General features: G+C 41.3%; 21 protein-coding genes. 18 read left to right on the top strand and 3 right to left on the bottom strand.

The window, feature by feature from the left end:
- Positions 1 to 38 precede the first annotated feature (38 nt).
- Positions 39 to 1088: a bifunctional transcriptional activator/DNA repair enzyme AdaA gene (locus FPZ44_RS10700; protein ID WP_144990014.1), complete on the bottom strand. Its 1050-nt coding sequence runs from the start codon at positions 1086 to 1088 to the stop codon at positions 39 to 41.
- A 177-nt stretch (positions 1089 to 1265) separates the two neighbouring features.
- Between FPZ44_RS10700 and FPZ44_RS26850 the strand changes: the two genes are divergently transcribed.
- Positions 1266 to 1463, top strand: coding sequence for a hypothetical protein (locus FPZ44_RS26850; protein WP_186786109.1), 198 nt, complete (start codon positions 1266 to 1268; stop codon positions 1461 to 1463).
- A 280-nt stretch (positions 1464 to 1743) separates the two neighbouring features.
- A complete protein-coding gene (locus FPZ44_RS10690; protein WP_144990012.1) occupies positions 1744 to 2769 on the top strand; it encodes a DUF2332 domain-containing protein in 1026 nt (341 codons plus the stop codon).
- Between the two features lie 132 nt (positions 2770 to 2901).
- Here the strand turns inward: FPZ44_RS10690 and FPZ44_RS10685 are convergent, their stop codons facing one another.
- Positions 2902 to 3501 (bottom strand): hypothetical protein, encoded by a 600-nt coding sequence (locus FPZ44_RS10685; RefSeq protein ID WP_144990010.1) that lies wholly within the window; start codon positions 3499 to 3501, stop codon positions 2902 to 2904.
- A gap of 212 nt (positions 3502 to 3713) precedes the next feature.
- Between FPZ44_RS10685 and FPZ44_RS10680 the strand changes: the two genes are divergently transcribed.
- Together FPZ44_RS10680 and FPZ44_RS10675 are read left to right on the top strand one after the other, a co-directional pair.
- Positions 3714 to 5270, top strand: a complete 1557-nt coding sequence (locus FPZ44_RS10680) for an ABC-F family ATP-binding cassette domain-containing protein (protein WP_144990008.1) — start codon at positions 3714 to 3716, stop codon at positions 5268 to 5270.
- Positions 5271 to 5688: 418 nt separating this feature from the next.
- Complete coding sequence (locus tag FPZ44_RS10675) at positions 5689 to 6366, top strand: protein kinase family protein (RefSeq protein WP_144990006.1); 678 nt, start codon at positions 5689 to 5691, stop codon at positions 6364 to 6366.
- Between the two features lie 128 nt (positions 6367 to 6494).
- On the opposite strand, the gene FPZ44_RS10670 is transcribed toward FPZ44_RS10675, so the two are convergent.
- Positions 6495 to 7433, bottom strand: coding sequence for a helix-turn-helix transcriptional regulator (locus tag FPZ44_RS10670; protein ID WP_144990004.1), 939 nt, complete (start codon positions 7431 to 7433; stop codon positions 6495 to 6497).
- Between the two features lie 146 nt (positions 7434 to 7579).
- Between FPZ44_RS10670 and FPZ44_RS10665 the strand changes: the two genes are divergently transcribed.
- From FPZ44_RS10665 to FPZ44_RS10600, 14 genes are all read left to right on the top strand, one after another.
- Positions 7580 to 8101: a dihydrofolate reductase family protein gene (locus FPZ44_RS10665; protein ID WP_144990002.1), complete on the top strand. Its 522-nt coding sequence runs from the start codon at positions 7580 to 7582 to the stop codon at positions 8099 to 8101.
- Positions 8102 to 8200: 99 nt separating this feature from the next.
- Entirely contained in the window at positions 8201 to 9613 is a 1413-nt protein-coding gene (locus FPZ44_RS10660) for an MBOAT family O-acyltransferase (protein WP_144990000.1), read from the top strand.
- 24 nt (positions 9614 to 9637) lie between these two features.
- Positions 9638 to 10939, top strand: a complete 1302-nt coding sequence (locus tag FPZ44_RS10655; RefSeq protein ID WP_261378377.1) for an alginate O-acetyltransferase AlgX-related protein — start codon at positions 9638 to 9640, stop codon at positions 10937 to 10939.
- A gap of 5 nt (positions 10940 to 10944) precedes the next feature.
- A complete protein-coding gene (gene ant(6) / locus FPZ44_RS10650; protein ID WP_144989996.1) occupies positions 10945 to 11811 on the top strand; it encodes an aminoglycoside 6-adenylyltransferase in 867 nt (288 codons plus the stop codon).
- 214 nt (positions 11812 to 12025) lie between these two features.
- A complete protein-coding gene (locus tag FPZ44_RS10645) occupies positions 12026 to 13078 on the top strand; it encodes an NADH:flavin oxidoreductase/NADH oxidase (RefSeq protein WP_144989994.1) in 1053 nt (350 codons plus the stop codon).
- 213 nt (positions 13079 to 13291) lie between these two features.
- Positions 13292 to 13741: a MarR family winged helix-turn-helix transcriptional regulator gene (locus FPZ44_RS10640; protein WP_144989992.1), complete on the top strand. Its 450-nt coding sequence runs from the start codon at positions 13292 to 13294 to the stop codon at positions 13739 to 13741.
- Between the two features lie 76 nt (positions 13742 to 13817).
- The gene (locus FPZ44_RS10635) at positions 13818 to 14522 is read left to right on the top strand and encodes a response regulator transcription factor (protein ID WP_144989990.1); all 705 of its coding nucleotides are present in this window, start codon (positions 13818 to 13820) and stop codon (positions 14520 to 14522) included.
- Positions 14512 to 15552, top strand: coding sequence for a HAMP domain-containing sensor histidine kinase (locus FPZ44_RS10630; RefSeq protein ID WP_144989988.1), 1041 nt, complete (start codon positions 14512 to 14514; stop codon positions 15550 to 15552). Before FPZ44_RS10635 ends, FPZ44_RS10630 begins: the two co-directional genes overlap by 11 nt.
- Positions 15553 to 15698: 146 nt before the next feature.
- Complete coding sequence (locus tag FPZ44_RS10625; protein ID WP_222429798.1) at positions 15699 to 17378, top strand: carboxylesterase/lipase family protein; 1680 nt, start codon at positions 15699 to 15701, stop codon at positions 17376 to 17378.
- Between the two features lie 127 nt (positions 17379 to 17505).
- On the top strand, positions 17506 to 17826 hold the full coding sequence (trxA, locus tag FPZ44_RS10620) for a thioredoxin (RefSeq protein WP_144989986.1): 321 nt from the start codon (positions 17506 to 17508) through the stop codon (positions 17824 to 17826).
- Between the two features lie 143 nt (positions 17827 to 17969).
- Positions 17970 to 18581 (top strand): TetR/AcrR family transcriptional regulator, encoded by a 612-nt coding sequence (locus FPZ44_RS10615; protein ID WP_144989985.1) that lies wholly within the window; start codon positions 17970 to 17972, stop codon positions 18579 to 18581.
- A 47-nt stretch (positions 18582 to 18628) separates the two neighbouring features.
- Positions 18629 to 19849, top strand: a complete 1221-nt coding sequence (locus FPZ44_RS10610; protein WP_144989983.1) for a cytochrome P450 family protein — start codon at positions 18629 to 18631, stop codon at positions 19847 to 19849.
- 127 nt (positions 19850 to 19976) lie between these two features.
- Positions 19977 to 20198 (top strand): hypothetical protein, encoded by a 222-nt coding sequence (locus FPZ44_RS10605; RefSeq protein WP_144989981.1) that lies wholly within the window; start codon positions 19977 to 19979, stop codon positions 20196 to 20198.
- The gene (locus FPZ44_RS10600; protein WP_144989979.1) at positions 20191 to 23721 is read left to right on the top strand and encodes an Ig-like domain-containing protein; all 3531 of its coding nucleotides are present in this window, start codon (positions 20191 to 20193) and stop codon (positions 23719 to 23721) included. The genes FPZ44_RS10605 and FPZ44_RS10600 overlap by 8 nt, the downstream gene beginning before the upstream one ends.
- Positions 23722 to 23724 lie beyond the last annotated feature (3 nt).

Genomic DNA, 23724 nt, shown 5'->3' with positions numbered 1-23724 from the left:
TGGGTTTCAGGTCAAGGACTTGGAGACTATGAGTGATTTCATTTACTTTGTAGTTCGTGATTAATCAACCACTCCTTTCGTGACAGTCCGCCTCCGTAACCGCCAAGATCTCCATTGGCATTAATTATGCGATGACAAGGGACGATAATGGCAAGCTGGTTAGCGCCATTTGCTCGAGCCACAGCGCGATAAGCCGTTGGATGGCCGATCAACGATGCTAATTCAGAGTAGGATTGTGTTTCACCATGAGGAATTTTTCTTAAATGCTCCCATACTTTTTGCTGAAAAGCTGATCCAAGATAACGAATTGGTGTTTGAAATTCGATGAGTTTTCCGTCAAAATATTGATTAAGCTCCATTTCGATAGAGTGTATGGGCGATGCAGCTCCTGGGATAATCGCAGACTTTGTTCGCTGCCTAAGTCGTTCAACCTCTCGTTCCAAACCCCGACGATCCACAAATTCCAACAGATACAGTGCTTCGTCATCGGCAATAGCAATCATGGGCCCTAAAATTGTATCTAACCAAGCTGCTTTCAGAATGCGAATGTTGCCGAGCGAGCTAGGGGCGGTACCCATAATTCGTGAAAATGCATCTCTAAACCCGCTACTTGATTCATAACCAACCGAAAGTTGTGCATCTATGACATGTTCGCCTTCTCTTATTTGCTTCATGGCAATTCCCATGCGTCTTGCACGTGCGTATTCCACAAATGTCATTCCGAATCGCTTTTTAAATTGACGACGAGCTGTAGAGGCATCGATAGATATCTGCTGAAAGTCTGCATCTTTCCATCTTTTTTCAGGATTCGTCTCAACAGCCTCAACAAGAGTACGAACGATTTCTGAGACATGGTTAGGATGGGAAAGAGGGCGACATCTTTTGCAAGGGCGAAAAGAGGCCAGCAGCGCTTGTTTCGCTGTCTCAAAAAACTCACAATTTTCAAATTTAGGTTTTCTAGCGGGACAAGTTGGACGGCAAAATACGCCTGTTGTCTTCACTCCCACATAAAATAGACCTTCGTATTCCGTTTCTTTATCAATCAACGCTTGATAATACTCCTGTTTACGCTCAATTTTAAATGTCATTTCGTTCACCCTTATTTCAAATTGACTAGCTTTATTTATGATCATTATAGCCATCCAACTAAAGACTGTCCGCCGAAAATCAGGCATTGATTTTAGTTTACATAATAAAATTTCCGTAAACAAATAAAAGGTTTGTAAATGAACGACATAATCAAGTGAACAAAGGAGTTCATCCTATTGGCAATAAGCAAAGAGCAAATCATAGAAAAAATGCAGCAGCAAGCTATTCAAAGAGAGCATATTATCGGTGTCGCTGTGGGAGCGGGAATATCAGCCAAATACGCGGTAAAAGGCGGAGCATCCAGTATCGAGCGTTTTGCAGCGGAGGTTGGTATTAAGCAGCAAACGGAAGCTTTTAAAAATATATTGAGATAGGAAAATAGATGTACAATTAAGATATAATCACATAAACAAACCAAATATAAGCCATGACTATAGAGATTACTCGTGATAAGTGATATCTCAAGGTAGAGTAGCTATGGCTTTTTTTGTGCTTATTAAAGGAGATTACTATTATCGATGACTAAGAGAGAACTAGGGCAGGTACTGAAATCCTAATAAATTATTTCTATATATTCAACAAAAAGTATTAAATATTATTTATCGAAATAAGGTGATGAAATACCAATAAATAGGTGATAAGGAGTGTGTGTGAATGACTTCTTCTTTATCCAAACATTTTATGGTATTCGCAGCGAGGGAATGCAAGGGATCGAGCAGCTTGTACGAACACTTGTCTGAAAAAATAGCGATTGATGATGAATTGCTCAAATTGGCTGCTCATGCAAGACAAGGGCAACCTGTACCCAATCTTTTCTTTGGGGCGGTTCATTATCTATTGCTGAAAGGTTACGGTCATGAATTAAGAGAATTTTATGCAAGCCTTGTCAACTATCCTAGAAAGGTCACAGAGGCATTTCCTCACTTCAAGGAATTCTGCTTAACGAATCAGCTCGATATGATACCGTTATTACAGAACAAGCTTGTACAGACAAATGAAGTTAGACGCTGTTCTTATCTGTATCCGGCTTTTTGTTATATGTATGAGAAAACGAAGCGACCATTAGCATTAATTGAAATGGGGACAAGCGCGGGTTTGCAACTGCTGTGGGATAAATATAGTTACTCCTATAACTCAGATAATGAGATTTATGGTGGTGCACGTTCTGAGTTGCACATTCATGCCGAAATAAAAGGAGCTCGACGTCCTGTTATTTTTGAACAAAGTCCTCCAGTTACGAGTAGAATAGGACTAGATTTACATATTAATGATCTAAATGATCCAGAAGATTATTTATGGCTAAACGCATTGATATGGCCAGAGCATCTGGAACGGAGAATCCATTTTGCAAAAGCTGCGCAATGTGCAAAAGAGCAAACGCTTCAATTCATCGAAGGTGATGGTGTGAAGCTGCTTCCGGAGATTGCTTTGCAAATACCTAAAGAGTCTGTGCTTTGTGTGTTCCACACGCATGTAGCCAATCAAATACCAACAGAAGGTAAGCAAGAACTGGAAAGGTGTATTAAGAAGCTTAGCGAAGAGAGGGATGTTTTTCATCTTTACAATAATATGTGGGATTCGGGACTACTCCATCTTGATTATTATGTCGGAGGAAAGGAGTATAAGGAAACGTTAGCCGAAACGGAAGGACATGCTCGTTGGTTCCAATGGAAGCTTTGAGATTTAAGATTGAATAGGAGCAACCTATGTTCGAGGCCAGTAGAGATACTTGTTTGAGCCGAACCTAAAACAAGTAAGGTTCGGCTCATATTGTGCAGATTATGTATCGCATTTCTATTAAATAGTGGAATTTTAAGATTTAATTATTTTCTTTTTTGTATTTTTAGACAAAAGCCAACCTGCAACTCCGGATATCGCTATCACTCCCAAAACAATGGATTTTTCGAATGTATCAAAATGAAAATAGGAAGTGAGTGAATTTTGAGCAGCGCGCATACCAATCACAGCAGCGTAGGTCACGACCCAACCGATAGCCATTCCGAGTAATGTAAACTTTACTTTGTTGTCTGACAGCTTGTGTGTTACGAATTTGTAGCCAATAATAATGAGAAGCAGCGGAATACAGTCTAACATTATTTGTATAAAAGCTGAATACGGAACAAATCTAAAAAGATACTCATTTACTAATGTATACAGCCATAATCCAAGCACACCTCCGACTGCAATCCCACGCACATTAATGTTCCCATACCATTTGAAATAAATAATGCTCACTAAAATAGTAAGCACGGGAAATGCGATAATTCCTGTGGCGTACACTAGAAATCCAGGTGAAAACGTCTCTTGCGGACTAAATTTACTAAAATAAAATATTCCTATTAAAATATAAACGACTAGATAACTAGCTATTATCGTAACGACGCTTCCGAGCATAGCATATAAACTTCTCATAAGCTCCTCCTTATATAATATGATAGATGTATCATAAGCTGAGAATCTTTGGAAAATGAATTCTTAATAATTATGTAACCATGTCAGTGATCCATGCTGGCGATATGTAGTTCTAAGTATCACTAATAAAATACATAGTTACACATTGAGTTATAGACCCGATAACGTTTATAATAAGTCGAGTAAAAAGTATATTAGAAAAGGTGTCATGGATGAGCATATTAAACGTAGAGAAATTAAGCCACGGCTTTGGAGATCGTGCGATCTTTAAAGACGTTTCCTTCCGCCTGCTTAAAGGCGAACACATTGGACTAATCGGTGCAAACGGTGAAGGTAAGTCCACTTTTATGAACATTATCACAGGCAAGCTTCAACCAGATGAAGGTAAAGTCGAATGGTCCAAACGCATGCGTGTTGGATATTTGGATCAGCATGCTGTACTTACAAAGGGATCGTCCATTCGTGATATCTTAAGAAGTGCTTTCCAATATCTATTTGATATGGAACAAGAAATGAATGATATGTACGGCAAGATGGGGGATGTAACGCCCGAAGAGCTGGAGAAGCTTCTTGAAGATGTCGGTACGATTCAAGATACGTTGACGAATCAAGACTTCTACTTGATCGATGCTAAAGTCGAAGAAACCGCTCGCGGACTTGGACTTAATGATATCGGACTGGATAAAGACGTTCATGACCTCAGCGGCGGACAACGTACGAAAGTATTGTTGGCGAAGCTATTGCTTGAGAAGCCGGACATCTTGCTATTGGACGAGCCGACGAACTATTTGGATGAGCAGCATATCGAATGGTTAAAACGCTACTTACTGGCGTATGAGAATGCATTCATTTTGATTTCACATGATATCCCGTTCCTTAACAGTGTAATTAATATGATTTATCATATGGAAAATCAAGAGTTGAACCGCTATGTTGGTGACTATGATAAATTCCAACAAGTGTACGAAATGAAAAAGCAGCAGCTTGAATCTGCTTATAAGCGTCAACAGCAGGAGATTGCTGAATTGAAAGACTTCGTTGCCCGTAACAAGGCAAGTGTAGCGACTCGTAACATGGCGATGTCCAGACAAAAGAAGCTGGATAAAATGGATGTTATCGAGCTTGCTCAAGAAAAACCGAAGCCACAATTCAACTTCAAGGATGCTAGAGCTTCCAGCAAGCTTATTTTCGAAACAAAAGATCTTGTTATCGGCTATGATGAGCCGTTGTCTCGTCCGCTTAACCTGCGTATGGAACGCGGTCAAAAGATTGCTTTTGTGGGTGCGAACGGTATCGGTAAGACTACCTTGCTGCGCAGTATCTTGGGTGAAATCAAAGCGATTTCTGGTTCTGTCGAGCTTGGTGAAAACTTAGCAATCGGCTATTTCCAACAGGAAATGAAAGAAGCAAACACAAACACTTGTATCGAAGAGATTTGGGGCGAATTCCCATCCTTCTCTCAATTCGAGGTGCGTGCAGCGTTAGCGAAGTGCGGACTTACGACGAAGCATATTGAGAGCAAGATCCAAGTTCTCAGCGGTGGCGAGAAGGCAAAGGTACGTCTATGTAAGCTTATTAATAACGAGACAAACTTGCTCGTACTCGATGAGCCGACGAACCACTTGGACGTTGATGCGAAGGATGAACTGAAGCGTGCGTTGAAAGCATACAAAGGCAGCATTCTGCTCATTTCCCACGAACCAGAATTCTATCGTGATGTTGTTACAGAAACATGGAACTGTGAATCCTGGACGACAAAAGTATTTTAATACATGTTAACAGAGCCGGTTCTGTCGCATTAGCTGTGATAGAGCCGGCTTATACTATCTACATACATTTCTGGATCAAGAACTCAACTCATATGTAGGAAAAAATACCACCTCTTAGAAACCACAAACACTACTATTTTGCCATCATGGAAAAACATATAGACTCGAAGCAAGAAGCTTTTGATATATACGGAAACCATTGTGAATATACTAGAGATGTAGCTTTTTGCATCTATGGAAATGAGAGATATAATAATCTTAGCTTTGTTTCATTAACCAAAGAACATGGCCAAGCTCTGTTCAATTTACCTCTTAAAGATCTCGTAAGAAGTATGAAAGAAGTTTTACTATCTCACATTATTGGGTATCAAATGAACAGAGTACCGTCTAATTTAGCAACATCCAAATGAGGTGGCTTATGAATAGTGAGCAATGGAGGAGGGCTGAACACGCCCTGTCTCGAATGGAAGTCATTAAGCAAGGTGTCAATGATCCGGTGACGATTGAAGGGGAATCGGATGAATTGCACTGTATAGGGATCGGTACGGATGCTGCTGTATTTGTCCATAAACAGATGCCGCAATACGCATATAAGCTCTACGCAACTGAGGCACTTCCTAAGAAGGAAGCGGAGATAAGCGTGTATGAAGCGTTGAAGGGCAGTCCGTATTTTCCTGTCTATTTCGGCGCTGGGGATCGATATGTAGTTATTAGCCATGAACGAGGAATAACACTGTACGATTGCTTGCTCCTGGGAGTTCCTATACCTAGACAAGTTGTAGATGACGTAGAAGCAGCACGAGCATTTGTCCGGGAACGAGGATTGAACCCACGAGATATCCATTTGAAAAATATATTGCTGCAGGACGGTCGAGGAAAGGTACTCGATGTATCCGAATATATACAGCCTGGCAACGACAAGCGTTGGGAGCATCTCGTCTGGGCTTACGATAATGTCTATCCTTTGCTAGAAGGTGAGAAAGTATCGAGCTGGCTGCTCGAAGCGGTGAAAAACGGATATTACCGTTTTGATCCGGCAAGTGGAAGCCTGCAGGATTTTGCAGAGCGCATTAGAAGGCTGTTTTTTGGAAAATAGGATAGCTTTATGTTGACCCTAAAGAGGTCGGTCTCCTGTACGTGAAGGGAACCGACCTTTTGTTCGTTGTACAAAGATTTATCTGAGGCTGCCGAAAATTACGGGTCTCTAACATGAAACTTGAATGATTAGTTATCTTGGTACATCATCAAAATTCCTTCCGCATGTTTGCGCATGCCATCTATTAATTCCTGCGGTTCTATAACACGTGCATGAGGACCAAGTCTATAAAATAGGGGCATTGAAAAGTCAATCTCACCTTTGTCTATAGGTGAATCAATATATCCCGTTCCATCTTCATGAATGATGACAATCCCCTCTAAGCTAGGGACGCTTTTGCACTGCCGCACGCCTTCTTGCGTCAATTGGACATGGAGCCGAACAGGTTGCTTTATTTCATAGGAGCCAAACCATTGTTCTAAATTCATATATTCATCTTTGTTTTCTTCCGTCGAAATGATGGAAAGAATTCGATCGATACGATAAAGCAGTACTTTTTGCTTCGTATAATCAAATGCAGGCAAATACCATAAACCATCATGCGCGTACACCCCAATAGGTCGAATGTGCTTGGTCTTTGTTCCTCCTTTTGATTCATAGTGCATATGTATATTTTTATTTTCAATGGCAGCTTCTAACGTGTCTTTTAAAAAAGGAGTATCAATCGTCCGTTTAGGATTCCAAAAAGCGATGTAGGAGCATACTTTATCTACTTTACCTTTGGCATCAACTTGTAAGGAACGATATAGCTTTTGGGCAACGGAGCTGATTTCAGCATCAAATGGCAAATCACGATAGTAGCTTAAAGATTGAAAGGCAAAAAAGATGGCAACCGCTTCTTCTTCCGTAAATAAAATAGGCGGCAGCATCTTGCTCGAAAGTACGGTATAGCCTCCGTTCCGGCCCTGCTCCGCGTAAACGGGTAGACCCATATCGCTCAAATCCAATATATATCGGTGTACCGTGCGAACAGATATGCGGAATTCATCTGCGATTTCCTGTGCAGTAAACTTCTTTTTCGCGCTGGCAAACAAGAGAATATCTAATAATCGTTTTGCTTTAGACAAGTCCTTCACCTTTTCTTTTTTATCATGACATTAGTTGTCATGTTTTATGGTTAGTATAGAGGATACCTAATGCGGTTATCAATTAGGATGATGCAAAGATTCAATTAAAGATGGATGATTTGAAAAGCGAAAAGGAGATGGATGATTTGTCACGTGAAGTTATTTTGTTTATTGCAGCTAGTTTAGATGGTTTCATTGCGAAAGAAAATGATGATTTGCAATGGTTAATGGAAACAGAAGGCGAAGGCGACAATGGATATAGCGAGATGTATCAATCGATAGATACGACGATTATGGGGAAACGAACCTATGACTGGGTAATGAAAAATATCGAAACGTTTCCTTATGCGGATAAAAAGAACTACGTATTTTCGACGACGGAGACAGGTTCCAATGAATATGTGGAGTTTGTAAATGAAGATGTAGTCGAGTTTACGAAGAAGCTTAAAGCGCAAGAAGGCTCGAAAATATGGATGGTAGGCGGAGGGGTAATCCTCGATGCTTTCATCAAAGAAAACTTAATTGACGAGTATATGATTACGATCACGCCTCACATATTAGGCTCAGGCATTCCATTGTTTAAAGAAAAGAATCCACAAATCGACTTGCAATTAATGAGTACGCGACGGTTTGGGCAGTTTGTAGAAATGCATTATAAGGTGAAATAGGGCGCTCTTCATGAGCGTCCTTTTAATTTTTCCTTTTTAGGGAAAAGTAACATTAACACTTGCTATGTACGGGTCATCAACGAGGAGGTGACAGATGATATGGTATTTTCAAGTATTCCATTTTTGTTTTTATTTTTGCCGGGTGTATTGGCTATTTACTATGGATTGTTGAGAAAGCGTCAAGCGCGCAACGTATTTCTGCTTATAGCAAGCTTGGTATTCTATGCATGGGGAGAACCCGTCTATGTACTGCTGATGATTGTGAGCTTCATGGGTAACTATTTATTTGGCTTATGGGTGCACAAGTACAGAGATCACTTGAAAATGAGCCATATCATCATTACGGCAATGTTAATATTTAACCTCGGAATCCTCGGTTTTTTTAAATATTTGGGGTTTTTAGTTGGCATTATTAACAACCTGTTGAATGTGCAGTTGGATGTACCTCATTTAACGCTGCCTATAGGGATTTCATTTTACACCTTCCAAGGGATATCCTATGTCATCGACATTTATCGACGGGACGCACAGCCATTAACCAATCCATTGGATGTCGGATTATATATTGCTTTATTTATGCAGCTTGTTGCGGGACCGATTGTTCGGTTTAAGACCGTTGCCAAGCAAATTTATGAAAGGCAGGAGAACGAGAGTGATTTTGTAAGCGGAATCTCCCGTTTTATAGAAGGATTGGCTGTTAAGGTACTGCTAGCCAATAACTTTGCGCTTCTCGCGGATACAGCTTTTAGTCTTGAAGGATATGAGCTATCCGTTATGCTAGCATGGATGGGAGCAGTAGCATACGGTCTGCAAATCTTTTTCGATTTCTCCGGCTATTCTGCAATGGCGATCGGACTTGCCAAAATGTTCGGTTTCCACTTTGAAGAGAACTTTAATGCTCCGTATATTTCACGCACCGTGTCAGAGTTTTGGCGCAGATGGCATATTTCCTTAGGCACTTGGTTTCGAGACAATGTATACATTCCGTTGGGCGGCAGTCGAGTATCCAAGTGGAAAGTCGTACGCAATTTGTTTGTTGTGTGGTTGTTAACGGGGCTATGGCATGGCGCAGATTGGACGTTTATTGCATGGGGAATTCAATTTTTCCTGTTTATTATGCTGGAGAAGCTGCTAGCTTTGGAAAGCTTCTTTGCTAAAAACAAAGTATTGGGGCATATGTACGTTATATTCGTTGTCCTATTTGGTTGGGTATTATTTAGATCTCATAACATTGCACATGCTTTTGAATATATGCGTTCTATGTTTGGACTAAATAGTAATGCTGCTATTGGAGACAAAGCCATGTTCTATGCTAGCGAATATATGCTTCTGTTCATCATCGGTATTATTAGCTGCTTGCCATTGAAGAAGTGGATACTCAAACGCCACGCTAACCTGTTAAGTAGACCTGTAACCTATACGTATCAAGTCGTCATGGCAGCTCTCTTTATTTTCTCAATCGCTTATTTAGTGAAAGGGAGCTACAATCCGTTTATTTATTTTAACTTCTAACTGAAGGAGGGCATACCATTGATTATGGAAGATGAACAGCAGACAAAAGATCGTAATAATGAGAGTAGTGGCAGAAATAAAGTTATCATTGCCGTGTTCTGTCTGTTCCTATTTCTCAGTGGTGTGCTGACCTTGGTATTGAACTCGACGAAAATAAGTGCAACCTTAACAAGGATCATCAAGGATAACGATAAGCAAGATGGTGGAATAGAGCGAGGCATTCGAGGACTTACGAAAGGGCTCGAAGAAACGATTTCAAGCGGATTTATTGCGAAAGAGAAGTATATTGACCTTGTCGGATTAGCAGATCGTATGTTAGGAAGGCAATACATTAACGATGTTGATCCAAAGAGGGACGTTGTGAAGGACAATCATGAATTATTACATTTTTTAACACGTAGGATGAAGACGAGAGAAGTTACCGATCAGCTTATTCAGCTAAATGAAATTTTGAAGGACAAGCGTATTCCACTCCTATATGTACAAACTCCGATTAAAGTTATGCCTGGATTTACAGAGCTGCCTCCTTCCATTGAGGATTACTCGAATTCCAATTCGAATACGTTCCTCGCTGGATTATCGATTGGAGGCGTGGATTACTTTGATTTACGGAGTGAAGCTAGCAAAGTACAAATGAACCCATCATCGATGTTTTATCATACCGATCATCATTGGACGAATCAAACGGCATTCTGGGCAGTAAGGGAAGTGGTTAAGAAGCTGGATGCAGATTACAGTTTACGTTTAGATCCTGACCTTTTTTATACAGATTCAGCGAATTACTCCTTTATTACTTACGAAAATGTATTTTTAGGGTCGCAGGGAAGACGCGTTGGCAGATATTATGCGGGAGTCGATGATTATACATTGATAGTGCCTGAATTTACGACTCAGTACAAGATTGGCATTAATAAAAATGGCCGATCTTTATCTATGAGGGAAGGGACTTTCGAAAATACGATACTACATAAAGAGCTATTAGATATGTCTAGTTCCGTTTACAAGAACCGTTACGCAGCATATTTTGGTGCAGATTACCGCGAAGTACAAATAACGAACAAGAAAGCACAAAATTTGTATAAAATTCTCGTTGTAAAAGATTCTTTTGGGCTTCCATTTACAGCTTTTTTGTCAACGATGGTAAGCGATATTCGCATGATTGATTTGCGATATTTTTCTCATGAGCATGTAGTAGCCTATATCGAGGAGTTTAAGCCTGATGCTGTCCTGTTTGTGTATAAAGGATTAGGAATACGTTATAATTTGATCAGCGAAATATTGAGGCTATCGCGTAATCTTGTTCAGGAAGAAAGCGATTCGAGGTGACTTGGTTGAGAAGTAAACGAGAAATGATGGCGTTAGGAATGAATTTTGCACGTAGCTGTGAACAAATTAGAATATTCACGCTTGAAGGTTCATTGACAAATGTGAACATTCCGAATGACGAATTTCAAGATTATGATTTTAGTTATTTTGTTACAGATATGGAACACTTCAAGCAGAACGATGAATGGCTGGACTACTTTGGCAAAAGGATCATGATGCAAAAGCCAGAGGCGATGGAGTTATTCCCGCCTGAGCTAGGGAATTGGTTCTCTTATCTTATGATTTTTGAAGACGGTACGAAAATAGACCTGACTCTCATCCCACTGCATGAGTATGAAGACTATTTTGCGAACAGCGATGGGCTAGTTGAAGTACTATTGGACAAAGATAATCTCATTCATGAGCCTGTTATAGCTACGGATAAGATGTATCATATTGCCAAGCCTAGTCAACAATCATTCGATGACTGCTGCAATGAGTTCTGGATGTCATCCACTTATGTGGCAAAAGGACTGGCGAGAAATGAATTTTTATTTGCTGCGGATATGATGAACCAAGTATTTCGTCCAAATTTGCTGACGATGCTGCGCTGGAGAGTGGGTATCGAAACGGAATTTTCGTTAAGTATCGGAAAGTCGGATAAATTTTTAGAGAAATATGTGTCAAGCGAAACATGGACTACTTTACTTGCTACATATGATATGGGTTCCAAGCAGAACATGTGGGAAGCACTATATACGAGTTATTCCTTGTTCAGAACAACTGCTCAATTTGTTGCAGAACAGCTAGGTTACACCTATCCTAATTATGATGAAAACGTAAGCCCTTATATCGGTTCAATACGTCAAAGATACGCACCATGTAACATATAACAATGCTCCGAACATCTATCATCAAAAGTATCTCTGGGAGTCGGGGGTGCTTTTTTTATTTTTAGCCCACTGTAATACATGTTTCCAAGCTTGATTGCTAAAGTTAAAGAGCAAGGTGTTGACATGAGCAAAAAAGCACATTATATTAAATGCATGCACATGCATGTAAATAATTATTGACTATACATTGATACCAAATAAAAGGAGAGTTATCATGGAACATTTATTTAGCCCTTATGAAATGATGGATTTGAAGTTGAAAAATCGTGTTGTTATGCCCCCAATGTGCCAATATTCCGTCACGAACAAAGATGGGATTGCAACCGACTGGCATTATACACACTATGTAAGCCGAGCGATTGGTGGGGCAGGTTTAATCATTATTGAAATGACCGATGTAGAGCCAGACGGTAGAATTTCAGATTATGATCTTGGTATATGGTCTGACGAACATATCGCGCCATTGGCAAAAATCGTTGAGGCTTGCCATGCTTATGGTGCCAAGGTTGGGATTCAAATTGCTCATGCAGGACGCAAAGCAGAGGATGCAGAGGTCCCTGTCGCTCCATCAGCCATTCCGTTCGGTCCCGAGTCTAAAACACCTAGGGAATTGACGACGGTAGAAGTGAAGGAAATGGTCGAGAAATTCCGACAAGGTGTAGCGCGAGCTGTCAAAGCCGGAGTAGATGTCATCGAGCTGCATGGCGCGCATGGTTACTTGATTCATCAATTCCACTCCCCGTTGTCCAACAAGAGAACGGATGAGTACGGACAAGAGCGGACGCTCTTCGGAACGGAAGTTATACGTGCTTCCAAGAGTGTAATGCCAGCTGGCATGCCGTTGATCATGCGTATTTCCGCTAGGGAATATGTAGAGGGCGGATACGGTATTCAGGAGAGCTTAGCCTTTAGCAAGGCGTATAAAGAAGCAGGAGTGGACATTTTCCATATTAGTACAGGTGGCGAAGGAGCAATTGGAGTTGGACCTATCGCTATGAATGATAAGCCAGGGTCTCACGCCGCATATCAAGTACCTCTGGCGAGAGCAATCAAGCAAAGCTTAGATGTTCCTGTTATTGCAGTTGGAAGGCTGGATGAGCCAGCACTTGCTGATGCGGTTATTGGCAATGAAGATGCTGACCTCGTTGCAGTAGGCCGAGGAATGTTGCGAAATCCATATTGGGCGTTGGAGGCTGCTGCCCAGCTTCATAAACATACGGATGTCCCTCGGCAATATCAATTTAGCTTCCCTAGAAAGAACAAATAACGTAGTATTTAGAAATCTAAATTAGAGGCCTGTCAATCATGTTGACGGTCTCTTTTTATCCCATGGAATACTATATTCGCAATTAAAAATTGTTCTTTCCATAGTATCGACTGCTCGTTTCTACTTGACGGTTAATGTTATAATTTTATCATGTAAGGATAGAGTAATGTATGATAATGCTCAGCAACTTGACCTTCAGGAAGGAACTGTGAGATGGACAACGTTCTTAATAATGATCCCAACCTAATATCGAATTGGTTGACTTTAACACATATACAGATGACCGTAGCCAATGAATTAGAAGCGAATCTACTAGAGAATTATCAGTTGTCGTTAAAAGAATTTTATTTGCTGTTATCATTGTCTGAAGCTCCAGACAAAAAACTTAAGCTGCAACAATTGGAATCGATGGTTGGTTTAAGTCAAAGTGCGGTATCAAGGCTTGTTAGCCGTTTTGAAGCGAAAGGCTGCGGGGCTTTACAACGGATTTCCTGTAATGATGATCGCAGAAGTATTTACACTTCACTTACACCTTATGGACAAGATAAGGTAGACAGGGCATTAGTGACGTTTGAAGAAGTTTTGTCAGCAGCTTTCCCCGAACAGCAAGTAGAGCAGTTACTGCAACAAATGCTGCGCCTCAAACAGACAGATTCGAAATAAGCCCGCTTTGGGCTTTTTTTGATTGACAAAGTGATAAATCATTTTAACAGTTAAATATATGATAAGGAGGAATGAGATGAGTAACATCGATAACTACCACATCCTAGTTGCTGATGATGACGATGAGATTTGTGAGGTAATCGAGCTGCTGTTAAGCGGTGAGGGCTTTCGCGTATCTAGGGCCTCCAATGGGATACAGTCTATTGAAAAAGTAGATCAAACGGTAGATTTAATTATTCTTGACGTAATGATGCCTGAGAAATCTGGTCTATTTGCATGCGTAGAAATAAGAAAAAAGACATCTGCGCCAATTTTATTTCTAACTGCGAAAACGCAAGATTCTGATAAGGTACTCGGATTCTCCGCTGGAGCAGACGACTATCTTTCAAAACCATTTTCAAATGTAGAATTGCTTTCTCGTGTGAAGTCGTTGCTGCGAAGATACTATATTTATCAGGGCAAGAACGATATATTCCGGAATCAAGCGTTGGTTCTTAAAGATTTGACACTCGATTCTGATTTCAAAGTAATATTGAGGAATGGGAATCCGATTCATCTAACAGAAACCGAATATCAAATTTTATATTTAATGATGAATCATCGAAATAAAATATTCTCCGCTGAAAACCTTTATGAAAGCATCTGGAACGAACCGTATTTTTATGACGCGAACCAAACCGTAATGGTACATATACGAAACATTAGAAAAAAGCTTGGTGACGATCCAAAGCGCCCTCGATATATCAAAACTGCATGGGGGAAAGGCTATTATGTTGATTAAAAAGAAACACACCTCTAAGTTGAGCACTACGCTAGCCCTCTATATGCTTCTCTCTGCGGCAATCACAATGGTTTTCGTGTTACCTATTATCGCATTCATTTCTTCATTGGAATTAGAAGCTGTTTCAATTGCATTTATCACAAATTTAGATGCGTTGAAATGGTTTGTTACAATTATCGCCTACGTGATATTTTCCTTTATCCTATTCGCACTAATCGGGAACAAAATACGCTATATCGTGAACATAGAAGAACGAATCAGTAAAATAGAAACAGGCGATTTGCACACCAGTATTCCCGTCCACGGCAATGATGAGCTTAGCTCTCTCGCAGCCCATGTAAATACTATGACAAACATACTGCGAGAGCGATTTGAGATAGAAGAGCAGTTAAAGCAGGAAAAAAGTGAACTAATTAGTGCGCTTTCTCATGATATACGTACTCCTTTATCTATAGCGATTAGCTATTTAGATCTTCTAACGGAGAGCAACGTGGAAAGCGAAGAAAAGCGACAACAATACATCCATCATATTCGCAGCAAAGCTTACTTGATTAAAGAGCTCACAGACGAGTTGTTTTATCATTCTCTATCTTCTCATTCAAGTGCTCCGCATAGTTTCGCGATCGTAGATGGAAGGGTACTGTTCGGACAACTGTTGTCTGAATTTATTTTCATTTTGGAAAATGAAAATTTCGCGGTACAACTAGACGAGCATATGCCAGAAGCGTTCTTAATCCGCGCTGACATTAACCAATTACTGCGTGTTTTAGACAACCTATGCTCAAATGTTATCAAGTACGCCGATTTCCATACGCCCATCCAACTTTCTGTTAAGTTACACGAAAATAGCTTTGAGCTTAAACAAATCAATACTGTTCGAAACCAACAGATTGATAGTACCGGTCATGGTCTAGGTATCAATACCTGTAAAAAAATTATTACAAGACATGAGGGAATGATGAGCACACAAATGGTTGACGCTCTGTTTTCTCTTCATATTGTTTTGCCTCTCTATAAGAGCGAAGAGTAAATGAAAGGGAAATTTGCAACGGTCCTTCGCCACTTTTGTGTGCTTATCTTTAGAAACCTTAAGATTTGATTTAGATTCTATTTACATTTCCTTTTTATGCTGTTGATGTCTAACGACAATGACGTGCAGAAAAGGAGAATATGAAAATGAATATGAGAAAGAGAGTTATGGCAGTTGGCGTGACACTGTGCTTATGGATTGTAATGGGAAGTATGAATCACGCTAAGGCGACGGAGAGGATACCGAGTCACGATCGAGCTGTCGTGCAAACAGATGTGGGTCCTGTTAAAGGTAACGTATTGAAAGGCTACCGCCTGTTTCAAGGCATTCCGTATGCGGCAGCTCCGGCAGGTGAACTGCGTTGGCAATCACCGCAGCCAGTGAAGGCATGGACAAATCTGTTCGATGCTACAAAGCCGGGTAACCTATGTCCGCAGGAAAGTGCCATTTATTCTGGAGTTGCAAGTTTAACGGAGGATTGTCTGAACCTTAACGTCACCGTGCCGAATTCATTGGATAATAAGAAGCTCAAGCCAGTCATGGTATGGCTGCACGGTGGAGGCGGCTTCAACGGAGCCGGAAGCCTGTACAATGCGAGGCGATCAGCTGTTGATGGAGACGTTATGGTTGTGACGATAAACTTCCGATTGGGTATATTTAGTGGCTTCGCGTATGATGGGCTGCAAGGCTCAGGTACTTTCGGCCTGCAGGATCAACAGGCTGCTTTGCAATGGGTAAAGCGTAATGCAGCTGCATTTGGAGGCGATCCGAACAATGTGACGTTATTCGGAGAGTCTATCGGCGCAGTTTCCGTTGCAGCGCATCTGGTCTCACCAGCCGCTAAAGGTCTGTTCCACCGAGCTGCGATACAAAGCGGATTCCCATTAATGGATGTACCAACAGGCACGTTATATCCCAATGTGCCGTTCTTGTTTCCGTCGCTGGCATGGATGACGAAGGAAGAGGGGAAGGTCATGGGCTCCCAAGCTGCAACGGATCTTGGCTGTAATGATCCGAAGACTGCATTGCTATGTATGCGTAAGCTTCCTGTGAAAGCTTTGCTTGCCAAATCGCCGCAGTTCACCAGATTCGAATTCGGAAATAATGTCCTTCCGGAAGATCCCGTGCAGGCATTACGGGGAGGAAGGTTTCACCGCGTGCCTGTCATAAATGGAGGAACACGAGACGAAGCTAGACTGTTCGTCGCTCTTTTCTTTGATTTGGCTGGCCAACCGGTGACAGAAAGAGCATATCCAGATATGCTGAAGAAAGCTTTCGGAGCAGCAGCAGATAAGATTGAAGTGGAGTATTCGCTCGACGATTATGCAACACCTAGCATAGCGTGGGCATCTGTCGTGACCGATAGACTGTGGTCGCTAAGAACGATGCAGCTCAACGAATATTTTGCGAAGCATGTCCCGACCTATGCTTATGAATTCGCGGACCGAAATGCGCCAGCGGTTACTCCGTTTCCCGAAGGATTTCCACCGGGAGCGTTCCACTCTTCAGAATTGGCCTATCAGTTTGATATTGCTGATACGGCAATTAATTTTAGTAAGGCACAACGCCAGCTTGCCAAACAAATGAACCGATACTGGGCGAACTTTGCACATAGTGGCAATCCGAACGATGAGCATTCTCCGAGATGGAAGAAGTTTGACACGAATGCAGTTATACCGTTTGTACTGTCTCTAGCCCCAGGAGAAGGCGGAATCGGTCCTGTTAATTACAGTGACGAGCATCGCCTCGATTTTTGGAGAAGTATCAAAGCAGACGATAGAGTAGCGATGCTAAACATATTAAATAAAGAACTTGTTCACATGTAAATGCATGTTTTGAGATAGTGCGATAACTATATTTTTCACAGAAGTAGTTCATCATTAATATCTATGAATGAGCGGTACCTGTACAGGTACGTAATTGGATGGTTAGGATGAAGGGAGGAAGACGCGAATGACGATTGTCCATTCAACGGATACTACCTTTAAAAAAGACTTGAAGAGCAAGGGCTATACGCTGGTTAATTTCTGGGCACCTTGGTGTGGGCCTTGTCGATCACTGGCGCCTATTCTTGAATCATTTGCTCGGGAAAATAGCAGCGAAGTAAAGGTGCTCAAAGTAAATGCAGATGAGCAATCCGAAATTGCAAACCGATTTGCAATTAAAGGTTTACCCACAACAATCCTATTCAAGAACGGTAAACAAGTCGAGAAATTAGTTGGACTAGTAACACTAGATAAGCTGGAGCAATTTATAACGGCTCATAAAAAGTAGTACCATCGAATCTCGTCTGTATGGATCTTCACCCATCAGGCGGGATTTTTATTTTTACTATCTTGACTACTGGTAAAAATTGATCTATATTCTTACTGACCAATTGGTTAGCAAGAAATGGGAAGTAAGTGGGAGGTGGGAGATTGCCTTTACAACTGTATGACAAAGCGAAAGTATTAGAGGCTTGTATGTCTGTGTTTGCGCAGCATGGATATAAAAATACCTCAACTATCATGTTGGCGGAGGCAGCCGATATTTCGAAAGCTTTGATCTTTCATCATTTCAAGAGCAAAAAGAATTTGTATCTTAACTTGTTAGAGCATTGTATTACAAAAATACGATTTGAGCTCGGTGTAGACGCTATTATCGAACAAGGTGATTTTTTTGAAGTAATCGAAAAGATTACGCTTTTAAAATTCGACTATTTTCGAAAGTATCCAACTGAATATAAGTTTGTATTTGAGGCGCTTTATACTGTACCTGAGGAAATAAAGGAAGAGATTGCAGAGAAATACGGCAAAGGATCTGCTGAAAGGCATCAACTATTAGAGCAGTTATTTGATAAGGTTGTCCTCAAAGAAGGTGTGGACCGTAACTATGCTTTTGAACTTGTCTTGATTACAATGGGGCATTTTGAGAAGAAGTTTATAGCGGAAGTCACAGATATTGAAACCATGAATGAAGATTATGGTCAACATTTTTTTAAGGAAATGAACCTTTTTCACCGCATGATTCGCCTAGGAATTGCAAAGTAATACTAGCTCTAGTGTACTTATCCTTATTGTATGAAAGGGGTATTCCCATGAGACAGTTTACAAGCTCCGAATTTATCTCTCCTGAAAATATGCGTGATTTTAGTTCTCTGTACAAAAAACTTTCTGAATCAGATGAACCGCTCCATCGAATGGATGACTTTTTTGGCATGGGAGCAGCGTGGGTCGCGTATAGACATGATGATGTAGCTATGATTCTCAAAGATCATCGTTTTGTAAAAAATATGAAGCATCTCGCTTCAAAAGGTCAAAATACAGCAAGTCCAACGGTACAATCACTATTGCAAAGATTTATAAGCATGCCAAACATGGTTACTGTAGATCCTCCCGATCATACACGCTTGCGTAGGTTAGCTTCCAAAGCATTTACTCCCCGTATGATCGAAGAATTACGACCTCGTATTCAACAAATCGCAGACGAGTTATTGGATGCTGTACAGGCGCAAGGGAAGATGGATATTGTTGAAGATTATGCTTATCCGCTTCCAATTAAGGTCATATCCGAGATGTTGGGCGTCCCTGCCGCTGATCATATTCGATTCCGTGAATGGACAAAAACGATTAGCAATTCTACTTTGGACCCGAGCAAATTAGTAGAAGTCGAAAGCGCTTTGGAATCTTTTATGGACTACATCAGATCATTACTGGAAGAGAAACGAAAACAACCTTGCAATGATGTAATAAGCAGCTTGATTCAAGCATACGACGAGGGGGATCAATTCACCGAAAATGAAATTATATCGACGGTATGGCTTCTCATTACCGCTGGGCACGAAACGACAGTTCATCTCATTACAAATGGTACGTTAGCTCTTATGCAGCATCCCGAACAAATGAAGCAGCTTCGTAATGATCCTTCTTTATTGCCAAGTGCTGTTGAGGAAATGCTGCGTTATGCCGGTCCTGTCCTGTTTGGTATGAGGATTGCGGGTGAGGATTTGATCCTTCATGGTCAGGAAGTTTGCAAAGGTGAAGTCGTTGTAGTATCTGTAGCAGCAGCCCATTTGGAAGCGAGTAAGTTTGAAAATGCTGAAGCCTTCAACATTACACGTGAAGAGAACGATCATCTTGCATTCGGAAAAGGGATTCACTTCTGTCTCGGTGCACCTCTAGCTCGTTTGGAAGGTCAAATTGCTTTTGGTACATTGCTGCGGAAATTTCCTAATTTGCGCTTAGCCGTCGAACCGGAACAGTTAGTTTTTAAACAAAATTCAATGCGTGCTCTTGAAAGCCTGCCGGTCGAATTTTAATGCTATGCTTTTGTGGCATTTGCTGCTTGACTTGATAGGATCATCAATACCGATGTCTTAACAGAGTAGACTATACAATTGAACTGACGATATGGGTTAACAATCATATGAAGAGGGTCGGATGACGATGAGTCGTTCGACCTTTTTTGGTGACTCTTGTAATTTCATTGCATTTTCTTTGAAAAGTATTCCAGTATCACCCGTTCTCTACTATACTGAATTCACTAGGCATATCGTTCTACTTGGATTTATAAGGCTAGGGGGGATGGCAGTTCTTACATACGATTTGCAAGAAGTTGCTAGTGCTAAAGGTAAACTTAAAAATGAGGTGAGCGGATTGTATGATTAGAAAATGTTCGATGGTGTTGGTATTTTTGCTTGTTTTTCAGTTGGTTCCAGTGGGGAGCGTTACCAGAGAAGTACAGGCAGCTGGGGGAAGTGTGACTTATACGTTAAGACCTGTGGCTGCGGGGTTTAAAGATATCAGTGGTTATTATCCTGATGGTTTTGGTGGTACACATTATATTGGTTATAATGGTTCCCAAGGTTTGGGTAAAAGTGTTGGAGCCTTACGCTTTGATTTGTCCAGTGTTAGTGGAAAGGTTATCGATGTTCGATTGAGACTTAAAGTAGATAATATTTTGACTTCAGGTTGGCCAGTCCATGTTGATCTGAAAGTGGCTTCAGATGATCGGTGGTTTCGCGATCTGCCACAAACACATACATGGACACCCATTTACAGAGAAAGTAATTTCTATAATCCGGGGCCACACGTGTTTGAGTTTCTCAACTCTGCAGCACTGATACCACATGTGCAGAAAGAAGTAGCCGGGGACGGGATCATTTCAATTGTGTTAGACAATGATTTAAGGGTTAATCCGCCGAACTTTGATTCAGAGATTCAATATTCGGGAGCCGAATTGCTTATCGTTTCTGAACCACTAGTGAACCATGCACCAGTCGCAAATAATGGAAGTCATACACTTCATGAGGATACGATGGCAAACGGTGTGTTGTCTGCAACAGATCCTGATGGTGACCCACTTACATATAGTGTCATTACACAGCCGTCTCAAGGCGCGGTCACGATCAGTAATGCATCCACAGGTCAATTTATATATACGCCTTACGCGAACGTATCAGGTAGCGATTCATTTACCTTTAAGGTAAATGACGGTTCACTGGATTCTGCGCCAGCAACGGTAAATATAACGATAAATCCAGTGAATGACGCGCCGGTTGCAATTAATGGGACTCTGTCAGCAATTAGTGGTTCTCCTGTTAACGGAACGGTCACAGGCAGCGATGTCGAAGGGGATAGCTTGAGATTTATTTTAATTACAGGTGCGAGTAAAGGTACAATTGTTTTAAATGCACAGGGAACCTTCACATACACACCGAATTCAAATGCAACAGGTACGGACTCATTTACCTTTAGAGCAAACGATGGAATGTTGAACTCGGCTATAGGGACAGTGATGATAACGCTCAATCCTCCAGCAAACACGATTCCTGTGGCTGTTGCAAGTACAATAAGCACAACAAAAAATACAGCAGTAACTGGTACGTTGTTGGGTACTGATGCTGATGGTGATAATTTGACGTACAGCATCGTACAGCCACCAGGTAAAGGAACTACAACTCTTAATACAAGAACAGGATCGTACACCTATATACCGAACAATAATGCAACAGGAAGCGATACAATCATCTTTAAAGTGAACGATGGTACGGTTGATTCACTTCCGGCAATAGTCACGGTGACGATTGTAGCAGTCAACAGTGCGCCTGTAGCTGATGATGATACACTGTCGGTTACTGAGGATACGCCGAAAGCAGGTAAAGTAACTGCCACGGATATCGATGGAGATAGCTTAATTTACAGCGTGCTTGATAATCCAAAGAAGGGTACAGTCACCTTCGATGCGTCGGGAGCATTTACGTATACACCACATACAAATGCAACGGGAACGGACTCCTTCATGTTTAAAGCCAATGACGGCACGGTTGATTCTAATCCAGCTACGATTGCAGTAGCTATTGTACCGGTTAACGACACACCCGTTTCTGTGAACAGTACATTGTCAGTAACGGAAGATACGTATGCAGAAGGAATATTGTCAGCAGCAGATGTTGATGTAGATGTATTGCAGTACAGCATCGTGACACAACCTGCAAAAGGTACAGTAACCATTATCGACTCAGCAACAGGAGCATACAAGTATGTGCCTAATGCTAATGTCACAGGAATAGACAGTTTCACCTTCAAAGCCAATGATGGAGCAGTCGATTCAAATACTGCATCGGTAGCGGTTACAATTACAGAAGTGAATGATGCTCCGATTGTTAACCATGTGACGGTTACAGGAACGGCTCAGGTAGGGAAGACATTGGCTGGTAATTATAGCTATGCAGATGTAGAAAATGATCGTGAGGGCACTTCTATATTCCGTTGGTATGCAGCAGATGCAGGCGGAGTCAACAAAGTCGTCATTCCAAATGCAACAGAAACAACATTCACATTAACATCAGCACAGAAAGGCAAGTATATTACGTTCGAAGTGACACCAGTAGCAGCCTTTGGATCCGAAAAGGGAACAGCTGTGGAGAGTTCGGCAACAAGTATAGTAGCAGCAGCTCCTAGCATCCCAAGTGGATTTATTCCTGTTACTGCTCCAGGATCTGTCATCGATAAAAATGGTGAGACCCTTTATCCGGAAAATATCGACACAACGAAATCGTCTATCACGCTTGAAGTAGCTCCAAAAGATGGTGGCGCTTATGTCACGATTCCTACGAGCATTTTAAAACGTCTCGAGCAAAAAAATAATCGCTTTATGATCGAGATAAAAGCTCCTTACGGCAGCTATAGAGTTCCTGTTAACGCAGCATCGCTCATTCCCAATCTTCAGGAATTACTGAAAGCAAATAAGCTGAAAGAAGAGGATGTCAGCTTCAAATTCATATTGAAAGATAAATCCATAGACAAGGCTGTACAAGCAGCACTGTATGCAGAACTACCTGATAGTAAAGTTTTAGGTATACTCGTGGACTTTTCGATGCATGTCGTTAACAATCATACAGGGAAAATGGTTGGCAGCGTCGATCAGTTTAGCCAGTCATTGACCAGATTAATCCCGGTACCGAAAGATATTGCGAGCCTGCCAGCACAATGGGGCGTCTTCCGTTACGAGGAATCAACAAAGAAATTTGAGTTTGTCCCTGCCAAAAAGGTACAGATCGATGGTGTATGGCATGCATCCATTCACTCCTATTCAAACAGCGTTTATGCTGTGGTTGAAAATGCGGTTAGCTTTGCCGATATGCACAAGCATTGGGCAAACTCTTTTGTTCAAATTGCTGCATCGAAAGGACTTATAGATGGTATTGGGAACGGCCAATACGCTCCTGAGAAAGCGGTAACGAGAGCGGAATTTGCTGCTATGGTCGTTCGAGCACTTGGGCGCGGCGCAACTATGGAAGATCGTACTGGACCCTACAATGATGTTAGATCTGATGCGTGGTATTTTAACGCAGTAGCGCTTGCAAAAGAGTATGGATTGTTGGGCTTTGCAGAGGGTAAATCATTTAAACCTAATCAGCCAATTACGCGTGAAGAAATGGCAAGTATGCTGTCTGCCGTCATTTCTTTAGAAAAATTACCTATGACAACGGAGTATGTCAACTTGGATGGCTTCAAAGATATCGGCAGTGTAGATGCAGCTTTCCTGGAGGATGTTCGAATGATGGTGAAGTTGAACATTATGTCAGGCAAAGATAAGCATACATTTAGTCCTAAAAGTGAAACGACACGCGCGCAAGCTGCAGTTGTTCTAGTGAAGACATTGCGAGCGCTAGGATCATTAGAATAAAAC

The sequence above is a fragment of the Paenibacillus agilis genome, from assembly GCF_007786455.1.
Taxonomy (GTDB): Bacteria; Bacillota; Bacilli; order Paenibacillales; family Paenibacillaceae; genus Paenibacillus_B; species Paenibacillus_B agilis.
Note: the sequence above shows the minus strand (reverse complement) of the source record. Positions and strands in the feature narration are given on the sequence as shown.